This is a genomic window from Sphingomonas sp. 77B (genome assembly GCF_056497825.1).
Genome location: NZ_JBWMBY010000001.1, coordinates 414,825 through 427,677 on the forward strand (window position 1 = coordinate 414,825; position 12,853 = coordinate 427,677).

The following is a 12,853-nucleotide window of genomic DNA, read 5'->3' on the forward strand; positions in this document are numbered from 1 at the left end:
GTTCAGCCCTTTCGCTCGTCCTGCGTGATGATCCGATCGACCGCCGCGTGCAAGCTTCCGGCCTCGGCCTGCGCGGCAAGCCGCTCCTTGTCGCGCGAACGGTACATGGTTTCGATCCGGTCGATCTCCCCCGCCTCGACCTTCAGGCTGCCCAGTGCCAGCCGGGCCATCTTGACGGCCGACTCCAGAACCTCGCGCACGACATAGGATGCCGGGCCGCCCTTCAGCCGCAGGACGGCGCGCCGGTCATAGGCGCGGACGAAGATCGAGGCATTGGGGAAGGCCGCGTGGACGCTTTCCAGCAATTCCAGCGTGATCTGATCGTCGTCCAGGCAGAACAGGATGAGTTCGGCCTCCGCCGCGCCAGCCTGGCGCAGCAGATCCAGCCGGGTGCCGTCGCCATAATAGACCTTGGCACCGAAGGAGGCGGCGATGTCGATCATTTCGATATCGCGGTCGATCAGGGTCACGGGAACGTCGCTGGCGATCAGCATCTGCGCGACCGTCTGGCCGAAGCGACCATAGCCGACGATCAGGGCGTTGGCGCCGTCCGTCATCGGCCCTTCGCGATGGCCGCCGCGGGTAATGACCGGCTCTTCGCGGATGCGGCGAGTCGCCCCCATCAGAAAGGGGGTCGTCGCCATCGACAGGGTGATGATCGCCCCGAACAGGCTCGCGGCCTCGGGCGCGATCAGATAGCCCTGCTGCGCCTGCGCGAAGAGCACGAACCCGAACTCACCGCCCTGACTCATCAGCAGCCCGAGCGCGAGCGCGGAGCGCCAGTTCATCTTGAACGCAAGGCCGATCAGCGAGATGACCAGCGCCTTGGTCGCTATCAGCGCCATCGCCATGATCGCGACGAAGGCGGGTCGCTCGGCAATCGCGGGAAGGTCGAGCATCATGCCGACCGCCAGGAAGAACAGGCCCAGCAGGATCGAGCGAAACGGCTCGACATCTGCCTCCAATTCGTGCCGGTACGGACTGTCGGCCAGCATCACGCCCGCTATGAATGCGCCGAGCGCCGTCGATAGGCCGAGCAATTCCATCACGGCCGCGCTGGCGACCACCGTGAACAGCCCGGCGAATACGAACATCTCGCGCTCGCCCATATTGCCGATCAAACGGAACAGCGGCCGCAGCAGGAAGCGCCCCGCCAGGATCAGGCCGATGACGGCTCCCACCGTCTCCAGCGCCAGGATCCATCCCGGCGGGCCGGTATGGTCGGCGGGATTGCGCGACATGGCCGCGACGATGGTGATGAGCGGGACGATCGACAGATCCTGGAACAACAGGATCGAAAAAGCCCGCTCCCCAAAGGGTGTGCGCAGCCGCCCCGAGGATTGCAGCATCGGCAACACCTGCGCGGTCGAGGACAGCGCGAGCGGCAGGCCGAGTGCCAGCGCCGCCTCCAGCGAGAAGTGCGCCAGCATGACGATGCCAGTGATCGCCAACCCGCAGACCGCGACCTGGAGTAAGCCCAGCCCGAAAATCTCATGCTTCATGCGCCAGAGCCGGGCGGGGTTCAGCTCCAACCCGACGATGAAGAGCAGGAGCGTGATGCCGATCTCGGCAATCCCCAGCTTGGACTCGGCATCGCCGACCAGGCCCAGGACATGCGGCCCGACGACCGCGCCCGCGACCAGATATCCCAACGTCGCGCCAAGGCCCAGACGGCGAAAGATCAGGACGAAGGCCAGTCCGAAGCCGAAGAGTATCGCACCATCGCGAATCAGGGACACCTCTGCATGCATCAGCTTTTGGCTCCGGTCGTGGCATCCTCGGCCGCCTGCGCCGCCGCCTCGAACGCCAGCCGGATCGACGGGTGGCGGGCGGTATAGGACAGCGCCGGGGTGAAGATGTCGAGGCCGGGCCAGTCGGGGGCAGCCCCCTGCCCCGCCGCCAGCCACGCGGTCAGTTCGTCCCGCGCGGTAGCGAGCTCGGTAACGCTGCGCCCGATGACATGCGCTGACAACAGGGCCGCCGATGCCTGCCCCAGAGCACAGGCGCGGACGAGCATCCCGACTTCCGCCACCCGGCCCGCTTCGTCCAGATTGACGTCGACCGTCACACGACTGCCGCAGATCGGGGAGCGCCGCTCGACGCTGGCCATGGGATCGATCAGGCGTTGGTCATGCGGGATCGCCGTGGTCAGGCGCAATATCTCCGCATTGTAGAGGGGCGCGTTCATCACGGGGTCTCACTGCTGTTGGTCGTGCCGGAGGTGGCAGAGGGCGTTGGGGCGCCGAAGACGGGCAGGCCGCGACGACGCCGATCAACAAAATCGGCGATCCCCGCGCTGGTTGCATTCAACAGCTTGTACGTACGGCTCTTCACCATCCATTCGGGCCGCCGTGCCGGCCCGCCGCTGACCGTATCGACCATCAGGGCGACGACCAGGAAGACGAGGCTGGCGAGGATCAGGCCTTTCAACGCGCCGAAGCCGAAACCCAGCGCCCGGTCGACCGGCCCCAGGACGGAAGTGCGGGCACGCTGTCCGATGGCGCGCGCGATCATGCGCCCGCCCAGATACGTCACGCCGACGATGAGCGCGAAAGCCAGCACGGCGGCACCCGACACGGTGCCGACCACCCCGGTCAGCGCCTGCGCCAGCGCGATATGGAACATCTTGAGCGCGGCGACGATCGCGACCCACGCGAACAGGGCCAGCACCTCGGTGACAAAGCCCCGCATGAACCCCTGGATCGCCGCACCGAACACCGCGATCAGGACAAGAATATCTAGGGCCGTCAACGCCTGCTATCCCATATCTCGGCCAGCCCATGAACCACGATGACCGGGCCCTGGCGCCATCAGGCTTCTTCGCTACCCGCGCCCCAACATATAATCAACGAACTCGGCCAGGGTGCGAAAGCCGGTCATGCGCAAGCCGCCTTCGTCATTCGCCATCGCGCGCGGTACGATCGCCTTCTCGAAGCCGAGCTTGCCCGCCTCTTTCAAACGTAGCGGGCCATGCGCTACCGAGCGGATTTCACCCGACAGCGCGATCTCGCCGAACACGATGGCATCGGTCGGAACCGGCCGTTCGGACAGCGCCGAGATCAGTGCCGCCGCCACCGCCAGATCCGCGGCCGGGTCCTGAACACGGTAGCCACCGGCGATGTTGAGATAGACTTCGGCAGACGAAAAACTCAGCCCGCACCGCGCCTCCAGCACCGCCAGGATCATCGCGAGGCGTCCGGTATCCCAACCGACGACGGCACGTCGTGGCGTCGCGCCGGAGGCGAGGCGCACGGTCAGCGCCTGTATCTCGACCAGTACCGGCCGCGTCCCCTCCAGCGCGGGGAAGACGGTTGCGCCGGTAATCCCTTCCTCGCGATTGGTCAGGAACAGCGATGACGGATTGCCAACCTCGGTCAGTCCCTCGGTCTGCATGGCGAAGACGCCGATCTCGTCGGTTCCGCCGAAGCGGTTCTTGATCGCACGCAGGATGCGATATTGGTGACTGCGTTCCCCCTCGAAGGCGAGGACGGTGTCGACCATGTGCTCCAGCACGCGGGGGCCCGCGATCGAGCCGTCCTTGGTGACATGGCCGACCAGAACGACGGCGGTGCCGCGCTCCTTGGCGAAACGGATTAGCTCCTGCCCCGACGCGCGAACCTGGCTGACCGTCCCCGGCGCGCCCTCGATCAGGTCGGAGTGCATCGTCTGGATCGAGTCGATGATGAGAAGTGCTGGCGGCGTGCCGATCGACAGGGTGGTCAGGATGTCGCGAACCGAGGTCGCCGCCGCCAGCCGGACGGGGGCCTGCCCCAGTCCCAGTCGCCGCGCGCGCAGACGCACCTGGTCGGCGGCCTCCTCGCCCGACACATAGGCGACCGGCTTGCCCGCCATGGCCAGCTTCGCTGCCGCCTGGAGCAGCAGGGTCGACTTGCCGATCCCCGGATCGCCACCGATGAGCGTGGCCGATCCTTCGACGAACCCTCCGCCCAGCGCGCGGTCGAGTTCGGCGATGCCGGTCGCCATCCGGTCGGGCAGCGGAATATCGGCATCCAGTCCGACAAGCTGGATCGCTCGGCCCCCGCCCTGCAGATTATGCTTGGCGGCAAAGGGCGTCAGCTGGACCGGCGCTTCCTCCAGCATCGTGTTCCATTCGGAACAATCGGGGCATTGCCCTTGCCAGCGGGAGGACACCGAACCACAGGATTGGCAGACATAGCGCTTCTGGATCTTGGCCATGCCGATGCTCTAGCCAAGGCGGAACGAAAATGGAACGGATTTGATCGGGCAGCGGGAGTGGCCTTTACCGGCCCTTCCGTCTATGGGGCGGGCTCCATGATCCCAGAACGATTTCGTGTCGCGCTGTTCAGCGGCAATTACAATTATACGCGCGACGGCGCGAACCAGAGCCTGAACCTGCTGGTCGGCCATCTGCTGGCGCGGGGCGTTGCCGTGCGGGTCTATTCGCCGACTTCCTCGACGCCCGCCTTTCCGCCGGTCGGCGATCTGGTCGACGTGCCCGCCATCCCGATGCCGTTCCGCGCCGATTACAAGCTGGCGCGCGGGCTTCCCGCCAAGGTGCGCGCCGATCTGGAGGCGTTCGCACCCAATATCGTCCATGTCTCCGCGCCCGAATTTCTGGGCCACGCCGCCGTACGCTGGGCACGCGAAAAGGGCGTCGCGTCGATCGCATCGGTCCACACCCGATTCGAGACCTATCCGGCCTATTACCATCTGGGCTTTCTGGAACCGGCGATCATCAAGCTGCTGACCCGGTTCTACAACAAGTTCGACCGGATCGTCGCGCCGAGCCCCAGCATGATCGCGCTGCTACGCGGTTGGGGCGTGACGCCGCCGATGGGCATCTGGTCGCGCGGCATCGATCACGACCGTTTCCAGCCCTCCCGCCGCAGTCTGGAGTGGCGGCGCTCGCTCGGCATCGCCGATCATGAGGTGGCGATCGGGTTCCTGGGGCGGCTCGTCAAGGAAAAGGGGCTCGACGTCTTTGCCGAGGCGCTGGCCGAGTTGCGGCGGCGGGGCGTACCGCACAAGGTTCTGGTCGTCGGCAAGGGCCCGGCCCAGGACTGGTTCGCCAGGGCGACGCCCGATGCCATCTTTGCGGGATATCAGACCGGCGATGACCTGGGCCGTGCGGTCGCGTCGATGGACATCTTCTTCAACCCCAGCGTAACCGAGACGTTCGGTAACGTCACGACGGAGGCGATGGCGGCGGGCGTGCCCGTCGTGGCGGCCAACGCGACCGGCGCCATGGACCTGGTGGCCGATGGCGAGACCGGCTATCTGGTCGGCGCGCGAGATATTAGCGGCTACGCCGACGCGCTGGAGCGGATCTCCACCGACGAAGCGTTGCGCCGCCGATTCAGCGAGGCGGGGCAAGCCCGCGTCGCCGATTATCGATGGGACAAGGTCAACGACGCGGTGCTGGACGCCTATCGCGCCCTGTTCGCCTAACCCTCGCGCCAGTCGAAGGTCAGGGGTGCTTCGTGGAAGGCGAAGCGGTCGAGATGGCTGGCCACGACTTCCCGCATCCGGGCGACGTCGCCGTCCTCGGGCACGGTCAGGACGATATCCAGCGTCTCACTGGCGGCGCGCATCTCCAGCTTCGAGCCGTTGGGGAACAGGATCGTGCCTTCCTCTGGGGTGAAAGACACCTCCATCTTGTGGCTCCAATGCTTGGCCATCTGCTGGAGATAGCGGCTGGCCGACAGGGTCGGCACGCGGGCGACGGACAGGCTCATTTCAGGCGCTCCACTTTCTGCGCGAGTTCATCGATCATGGCCGCCACTTGATGCACCAGGTCCGGCGGGGCATCACCGCTGGCGAACCGTTCCATGACCGCCATCTTCAGGCCACCCATGGCACGCCGGATGGGTGCGGCATCGACCCGCTGGCGATGCTCCCCCAGCGCCCGGAGCCGGGCAAGCAACGCCTCGACCTGCTCAGCATTTTCGGACAGATGCGTGCGGCCGGGGTCGGTGGCGGCGAAACGCTTCTTGGCCCCTTCCGAGCGTTGCTCCTCGATAAAGCCCATCTCGTCCAGCAACGTGATCGTCGGATAGATGACGCCCGGGCTGGGCGCATAGGTGCCGCCCGTCATCGCCTCGATCTCGCGGATCAGGTCATAGCCGTGGCGCGGCGCGTCGGCGATCAGTTTGAGCAGCACGAGGCGCAGTTCGCCGCCATCGAACATCCGCCTGCTGCGTCCGCTGCCACCGCCGCGACGGCGATGCTCGCCGTCATTCAGTCGCTCGACCCAGTGCAAGAAGCGTTCGATGTCCAGCTCCGGGCCAGGACCATGGCCGCCGAAACGGTGATGATGGCGACCGCCGCCGCCATGCGAAAAACGAAACATTCCGTATTCCCGAACATAATTCTGATACACTCAAGATATATCGCGATGTGCCTCGGTCAAGATGTTTTGAGATATATCTTTCGAAGCAGGATGACGGCGGGGGAGGCACGCCCTACATGACGGACATGGCCGATCTCTTTGCGGGTATGGACCCCGCCCCAGCCCAGCCTTCCCTCTCGGCCAACGCGCCGCTGGCCGACCGTTTGCGCCCGATGAAGCTGGCCGAGGTCGTGGGGCAGGACCACCTGACCGGGGCGGAGGGGGCGATCGGTCGGATGGTGGCGGCCGGGCGCTTGTCCTCGATGATCCTCTGGGGGCCGCCGGGTACTGGCAAGACGACGATCGCCCGTCTGCTCGCCGCCGAAGTGGGGCTGCGCTATGCCGCGATTTCGGCGGTCTTTTCCGGCGTCGCGGACCTGAAGAAGGTTTTTGCCGAAGCGCGCGATCACGCCCGGCTGGGCCAGCGAACGCTGTTGTTCGTGGACGAGATCCACCGCTTCAACCGCGCTCAGCAGGACGGCTTCCTGCCTTTCGTCGAGGATGGCACAGTCACGCTGGTCGGTGCGACGACGGAGAACCCCTCGTTCGAACTCAACGCCGCGTTGCTCAGCCGGGCACAGGTTCTGATCCTCCACCGGCTCGGGCAGCCCGCGCTGGAGCAATTGCTGAAGCGGGCGGAGGCGTTGATGGAACGCCCCCTGCCCTTGCAGCCGCCCGCCCGTGATGCGCTCCTCGCCAGTGCCGACGGGGATGGCCGGTTCCTCCTCAACCAGGCCGAGACGCTGTTCGCGGTGGACCTGCCGGAACCACTCGACGCCGCGGAACTATCGGCATTCCTGCAGCGCCGGGTGGCGGTCTATGACAAGGACCGCGAAGGGCATTACAACCTGATCTCGGCGCTGCATAAGTCGATCCGCGGATCGGACCCGCAGGCCGCGCTCTACTATCTTGCGCGGATGCTGACGGCGGGCGAGGAACCCCTCTACGTCCTGCGTCGCCTGACCCGGACGGCGATCGAGGATATCGGGCTGGCCGACCCGCAGGCCCTGACGCAGTGTCTCGCAGCCAAGGATGCCTATGAATTCCTCGGTTCGCCCGAGGGGGAGTTGGCGATCGTGCAGGCCTGCCTGTACCTCGCGACCGCGCCCAAATCGAATGCAGCCTATAAGGCGCAGAAGCAGGCCTGGCGCACCGCCAAGGAAACCGGGTCGCTGATGCCGCCCGCCAATATCCTGAACGCGCCGACCAAGCTGATGAAGCAGATCGGTTACGGTGCGGGCTATCAGTACGACCATGACGCCGATGGCGGTTTTTCGGGCGCGAACTACTGGCCCGACGAACTGCCGCCCCAGAGCTTCTACGAGCCGTCCGGGCGCGGGCTGGAGAAGCGGATCGCCGAGCGGATGGCGTGGTGGGACGAGCGTCGTCGCGTGTTGCAGGACGGCGATGATGACCGTCGCGCCTGACCGTTTTACCGGGTTTGTCGCGATCGACTGGTCCGGTGCGCACGGGACGACCCATCCCGGTATCCAGGTTGCGCTCTGCCACTTAGGTAACGCCGCCCCCATCATCGTCACGCCGCCGGGCCGGGCCTGGTCGCGCGAAGCCGTGGCCGAGTGGTTGCTGGCCCGTGCGGACGAGCCATGGCTGATCGGCTTCGACTTCAGCTTCTCGGCACCGTTCGTCACGCGTGGCGCGCACCTTCCCGGGGATCGGCCGACCGTGGATGCGCGCGCGCTTTGGGCCTATGTCGACGACAGCAGCGACGATCCCGATCTGGGCGCGCGCAGCTTTCTGGAAGCGCGGCGCGGTACGCATTTCTACTTCGGAGCAGCGGACGGCCGGAAGGCGGACTTCCTCCATTGGCGGACATGCGAGATCGCCACCGATGGCGCGCGAAAGCCTTCGACCGTCTACGACGCCATCGGGGCGTCACAGGTCGCCAAGGCAAGCTTTGCCGGAATGCGGCTACTGCGACGACTGGACGGGCGCATGGCGATCTGGCCGTTCGACCCGGTGCCGCCCTACGGCGCGGTGGTCGTCGAAATCTACACCGCCATCGCCGCACGCGATGCCGGGCGACCGAAAGGCCGAAGCAAGATGCGCAGTGCCGATGCACTGGACGAGGCCCTGAAGGTGTTGGGCAGCGAGCCGCATGATCCGCTCGGCCGCTATGACGACCATAGCACCGACGCGATCCTGACCTCGGCTTGGCTGCGCACCACGGCGACGCGTGCCGATCTCTGGCACCCCTCGGGCCTTACGCGTCACGTCGCGCAAACGGAGGGCTGGACGTTCGGCGTGTCTTGACGCTAGAGGGACGACAACGCCGGATTAGCACAGCGGTAGTGCAGCGGTTTTGTAAACCGAAGGTCGGGGGTTCGATCCCCTCATCCGGCACCATTTCCCCTCATTCCGAAACGGGCACCAAAAGCCCGGCGCTGCGTTACAGTGGCGGAATGATTAAGGTCGCCAGCTACAATATCCGAAAAGGCATCGGCGCGGATCGGCGACGCAGTCCCGATCGCATTCTGGACGTATTGCGAGAGATCGACGCCGATGTGATCGCGCTGCAGGAGGCCGATCGTCGCTTCGGCGACCGCGAAGGGGTGATACCGCTTCATCTGCTCGACGATCATAGCGATTGGAAGCCGATCGTTTACGGCATGAAGGCCCGTTCGATGGGTTGGCATGGCAATACGATCCTGGTGCGCAAGACCACCCAGGTGCTGGATTTCGAAGCGATCCACCTTCCCTCGCTGGAACCGCGCGGCGCAGTGATGGCCGATCTGCGAACCAAGGCCGGCGTGATCCGGGTGGTGGGCATGCATCTCGACCTGTCGGGCCTGTGGCGGCGGCGGCAGGCGGCGGCGATCCTGGCGCATCTGTCGAGCTGCGTGCACCGGCATCCGACCGTCATGATGGGCGATCTGAACGAGTGGACCCGCGCGGCGGGCTGCCTGAAGGACTTCACTCGCGATTTTGCGGTGGCCGAGACCGGGCCCAGCTTTCACGCACGGCGACCGATCGGGCGGCTCGACCGGATCATGGTATCGCCCGAGCTGAAGATCGGCGAGTGCGGTGTGCACGCTACGCCGACATCGCGGCGCGCGTCTGACCACCTGCCCATCTGGGCCATGATCGGTCCCCGCTGATGCGCGAGAAGGAGCTTCGGCTGGCGCTGGTCTGCTATGGCGGGATCAGTCTGGCCGTCTACATGCACGGCATCACCAAGGAAATCTGGCGCGTCGTGCGCGCCAGCCGTGCGTCGCATGAGGGCGATCCGCCCGCCTCTGCGGTCGATGCGGTCTATCATGATCTGCTCGACGAGATGGCGGAGCGCGGCGGCGTGCGGGTGCGTATCCTGGCCGACATCATCGCAGGCGCCAGTGCGGGCGGGATCAACGGCATCTTCCTGGGCCACGCCATGTCGACGGGACAGTCGCTCGACCCGCTGACCGATCTCTGGCTGGAGGCGGCCGACATTGAGTCGCTGATTGCGCCGGAGGCCGCGCCGACCTCGCGCTTTTCCAAGATGTGGGCGCTGCCCATCGCCTGGATGGCGGCGGGGCGCAGCGGCGAGAAGGTCGCGGCACTGGATGAGGATACGCGAGAAGAGGTCCGTTCCAAGCTCGGCCATCTGATCCGATCGCGCTGGTTCGAGCCGCCCTTCTCCGCCGATGACTTTACCGGGCGTCTGATCGAGGCGTTCGATCGCATGGCGCAGGCCCCGGCGGGCAAGAGGCTGCTGCCGCCGGGCCAGCCGCTCGACCTGTTCGTCACCGTCACCGACTTTACCGGACAGCCCCAACGATTGCGGCTGCATTCACCGGGTGAGGTGGTGGAGACCGAGCATCGTATGGTGGTCGATTTCACCGATAGCGGCGACGGCACGCTGGCGGCGATCCCCGAACTGGTCTTTGCCGCGCGGGCGACGTCGAGCTTTCCCGGCGCCTTCCCACCCTTCACCGTCGGGGAACTGGACCGCGTCCTTGAGGCGCGTGGGCAGGGCTGGCCCGAACGTGATGATTTCCTGCGCCGCGTCCTGCCCCGCCATCATGCGGCGGGCGCCGCAGACAAGGCGGTGCTGATCGACGGATCGGTGCTGGTCAACGCGCCTTTCCGCCCCGCGATCGACGCGCTGGGCCGTCGCCCGGCGCGGCGGCAGGTCGACCGGCGCTTCGTCTATATCGATCCGTTCCCGGGAATGCATTTCCGCCTACCCGGCGGCGGCGGCCATCCCGGCTTTTTCCAGACGATCGTCGGCGCGATCAGCGAACTGCCCCGCCAGCAGCCAATTCGCGACAATCTGGAGGCGATCGCCGCACGCTCGGGGAGGATCGACCGGATGCAGGCGATCCTCGCCGCCATCCGCGAGGAGGTGGAGCAGGAGATCGAGCAGCTCTTCGGCGGCACCTTCTTCCTCGACCGTCCGACCGCCGCACGTTTGGCCTCGTGGCGGGTCCGCGCACAGGCCGCCGCCGCCGCGAAGGCGGGGTTCAGCTATGCGGCCTATGGGCATCTGAAGCTCGCCAATGTCATCGATGGCATGGCGACGATCCTGGCGGAAGCGATGGGCGATGATGGCCAGCAGCGTCGTCACCGCCTGCGCGCGATGATCGAGCGGACGATCGCCGACCGCCATGTCGGGGGCGAGGCGATCAACTTCGCCGGTGGCTCCAGCACCGGCGCGCGAACATTCCTGCGCGCCTTCGACCTGGGCTATCGCATCCGTCGTCTGCGGCTCCTCGCCCGGCGGCTCACCGAACTGGAGGCGGACCACAGCGAAGCGGAACTGTCGCCCGTTCGTGATGCGATTTATGAGTCGCTCGCCGAATTCCTGGAGCGGCAGAGCGGCATGGCGCTGGCCGACTGGGCCGACGACATTCGTGCGATCCGGGACGATGGCGGCCCCTTGCTGGATCGACTGGAGGCGCGGCTCGACCTTATCCGGCTCGACGGCGAAACCGATGCACGACTGGCTGCGGCTTTTTCCGGCCTGCCACGCGCGGCGCGGCGAACCCTGCTGCTGACCTATCTGGGCTTTCCCTATTTCGACGTAGCGACGCTGCCGCTGCTCCAGGGCGAGGGGCTGGACGAGTTCGACCCGATCAAGGTCGACCGTATCTCACCCGACGACGCGACCGCCATTCGTGCCGGGGGCGCGGAGGCGACGTTGAAGGGTATCCAGTTCCTGACTTTCGGCGCGTTCTTCAGTCGTAGCTACCGCGAGAACGACTATCTCTGGGGACGGTTGCACGGGGCGGAGCGGATGATCGACATCGCCGTCTCCACCCTGCCTTCGACCATCCGGCTGAAGCCCGGCGCGGTCGCGGCGTTCAAGCGGCGGGCGTTCCTGGCAATTCTGGATGAGGAGGAAGCGCGGCTGACCGCGATCGCCCCGCTGATAGCTTCGCTTCGCCGCGAGATCGGCTGAAGGCTGGTCATGCCCGACCAACGCCGCTAGACCGCATCGCCGAACCCCGGTGATGCGGAGAAACCCATGCAGTTCCTGAAAATGCTCTTCTGGTGCCTGCTGGCCTTTCTGGCCGCGGCCTTCACGCTGGGGAACTGGACGACCGTTCCGATCCGGCTGGTCGGCGGGCTGGTGGCGGACGTGAACTTGCCGCTGCTGCTGTTCCTGACCTTCCTGCTCGGCCTCGTCCCGACGCTGGTCTGGCAGCATGCGGCGCGCTGGAAGCTGCGCCAGCGGCTGAGCGCGGCCGAGCGTTCGCTGGCCGCCGTGTCGGCCGAGACGAGCGCCTATGTGGCGCCTGTCGCCCCCGTGACCACCACCACCACACAACCGACGGTCTGATCCCTTCATGAGCAATCGCATCTTCGTCGCCATCGACACCCCCGATCTGGCTCGCGCCCAGGCGCTGGCGCAGAAGGTCCGCCATCATGTCGGCGGCCTGAAGCTGGGTCTGGAATTCTTCTGCGCGCATGGAGCGACCGGCGTGCGTGAGATGGCGCATATCGGCCTGCCCATCTTCCTCGACCTGAAGCTGCACGATATTCCCAATACGGTGGCCAAGGCGGTTCAGTCGCTCGGGCCCCTCGCCCCGGCGATCCTGACCGTCCATGCCAGCGGCGGTCGCGCCATGCTGGAGGATGCCAAGGCCGCCGCTCCGATCGGGACCAAGGTGGTCGCCGTCACCATGCTCACCAGCCTGGATGCCAGCGACCTGTCCGACACCGGCGTCCTCGGATCCCCGGCCGATCATGTCCGCCGACTGGCCGATCTGGCCGCCGAAGCGGGTGTCGATGGCATCGTCTGCTCGGGCGAAGAGGTGGCGGCGGCGAAGAAGGCCTGGCCGAAAGGCTTTTTCGTCGTCCCCGGCGTGCGGCCGGCGGATGGCGTCCTGGGCGACCAGAAGCGTGTCGTCACGCCGCGCGCGGCGGTCGACGCCGGTGCTTCGATCCTGGTCATCGGCCGTCCGATCACCCAGGCCGATGACCCTGACGCGGCGGCCCGCGCCATTGCAGGCACGCTCTAAGCCCGTTTTTCGGACCCTCCCA

Annotated in this window: 13 protein-coding genes and 1 tRNA gene; 8 read left to right on the top strand and 6 right to left on the bottom strand. The window is 66.5% G+C overall.

From position 1 onward, the window contains the following. Positions 1–2 precede the first annotated feature (2 nt). The 4 genes from AC1GI4_RS01970 to radA all read right to left on the bottom strand — a co-directional run bounded on the left by AC1GI4_RS01970 (position 3) and on the right by radA (position 4,197). Positions 3–1,751 (bottom strand): cation:proton antiporter domain-containing protein, encoded by a 1,749-nt coding sequence (locus tag AC1GI4_RS01970; protein ID WP_479628347.1) that lies wholly within the window; start codon positions 1,749–1,751, stop codon positions 3–5. Further along, entirely contained in the window at positions 1,751–2,188 is a 438-nt protein-coding gene (locus AC1GI4_RS01975) for an iron-sulfur cluster assembly scaffold protein (RefSeq protein WP_479630329.1), read from the bottom strand. The genes AC1GI4_RS01970 and AC1GI4_RS01975 overlap by 1 nt, the downstream gene beginning before the upstream one ends. After that, entirely contained in the window at positions 2,188–2,691 is a 504-nt protein-coding gene (locus tag AC1GI4_RS01980; protein ID WP_479630330.1) for a CvpA family protein, read from the bottom strand. Before AC1GI4_RS01980 ends, AC1GI4_RS01975 begins: the two co-directional genes overlap by 1 nt. 132 nt (positions 2,692–2,823) lie before the next feature. Beyond that, positions 2,824–4,197, bottom strand: coding sequence for a DNA repair protein RadA (gene radA / locus AC1GI4_RS01985; RefSeq protein WP_433910593.1), 1,374 nt, complete (start codon positions 4,195–4,197; stop codon positions 2,824–2,826). 96 nt (positions 4,198–4,293) lie between these two features. Here radA and AC1GI4_RS01990 point away from each other — a divergent pair, with 96 nt between their 5' ends. Continuing rightward, on the top strand, positions 4,294–5,430 hold the full coding sequence (locus AC1GI4_RS01990; RefSeq protein ID WP_479628348.1) for a glycosyltransferase family 4 protein: 1,137 nt from the start codon (positions 4,294–4,296) through the stop codon (positions 5,428–5,430). Here AC1GI4_RS01990 and AC1GI4_RS01995 read toward each other — a convergent pair. Continuing rightward, positions 5,427–5,717, bottom strand: coding sequence for a DUF2218 domain-containing protein (locus tag AC1GI4_RS01995; RefSeq protein WP_479628349.1), 291 nt, complete (start codon positions 5,715–5,717; stop codon positions 5,427–5,429). The two genes, AC1GI4_RS01990 and AC1GI4_RS01995, sit on opposite strands and share 4 nt — an antisense overlap. Next, entirely contained in the window at positions 5,714–6,331 is a 618-nt protein-coding gene (locus AC1GI4_RS02000) for a PadR family transcriptional regulator (protein ID WP_479628350.1), read from the bottom strand. Before AC1GI4_RS02000 ends, AC1GI4_RS01995 begins: the two co-directional genes overlap by 4 nt. Positions 6,332–6,456: 125 nt before the next feature. Here AC1GI4_RS02000 and AC1GI4_RS02005 point away from each other — a divergent pair, with 125 nt between their 5' ends. The 7 genes from AC1GI4_RS02005 to pyrF all read left to right on the top strand — a co-directional run bounded on the left by AC1GI4_RS02005 (position 6,457) and on the right by pyrF (position 12,831). After that, positions 6,457–7,797 carry a replication-associated recombination protein A gene (locus tag AC1GI4_RS02005; RefSeq protein ID WP_479628351.1) on the top strand — a complete coding sequence of 447 codons (1,341 nt, stop codon included), beginning with the start codon at positions 6,457–6,459 and terminating at the stop codon, positions 7,795–7,797. Continuing rightward, complete coding sequence (locus tag AC1GI4_RS02010) at positions 7,778–8,641, top strand: hypothetical protein (RefSeq protein WP_479628352.1); 864 nt, start codon at positions 7,778–7,780, stop codon at positions 8,639–8,641. Before AC1GI4_RS02005 ends, AC1GI4_RS02010 begins: the two co-directional genes overlap by 20 nt. A gap of 18 nt (positions 8,642–8,659) precedes the next feature. Next, positions 8,660–8,734 (top strand) — tRNA-Thr (locus AC1GI4_RS02015). A gap of 56 nt (positions 8,735–8,790) precedes the next feature. Beyond that, positions 8,791–9,486 carry an endonuclease/exonuclease/phosphatase family protein gene (locus AC1GI4_RS02020; protein WP_294272508.1) on the top strand — a complete coding sequence of 232 codons (696 nt, stop codon included), beginning with the start codon at positions 8,791–8,793 and terminating at the stop codon, positions 9,484–9,486. Next, a complete protein-coding gene (locus AC1GI4_RS02025; RefSeq protein ID WP_479628353.1) occupies positions 9,486–11,768 on the top strand; it encodes a patatin-like protein in 2,283 nt (760 codons plus the stop codon). The genes AC1GI4_RS02020 and AC1GI4_RS02025 overlap by 1 nt, the downstream gene beginning before the upstream one ends. 66 nt (positions 11,769–11,834) lie before the next feature. Further along, positions 11,835–12,149: a hypothetical protein gene (locus tag AC1GI4_RS02030; RefSeq protein ID WP_479628354.1), complete on the top strand. Its 315-nt coding sequence runs from the start codon at positions 11,835–11,837 to the stop codon at positions 12,147–12,149. A 7-nt stretch (positions 12,150–12,156) separates the two neighbouring features. Then, a complete protein-coding gene (pyrF, locus tag AC1GI4_RS02035; protein WP_433910600.1) occupies positions 12,157–12,831 on the top strand; it encodes an orotidine-5'-phosphate decarboxylase in 675 nt (224 codons plus the stop codon). Positions 12,832–12,853: the final 22 nt, after the last annotated feature.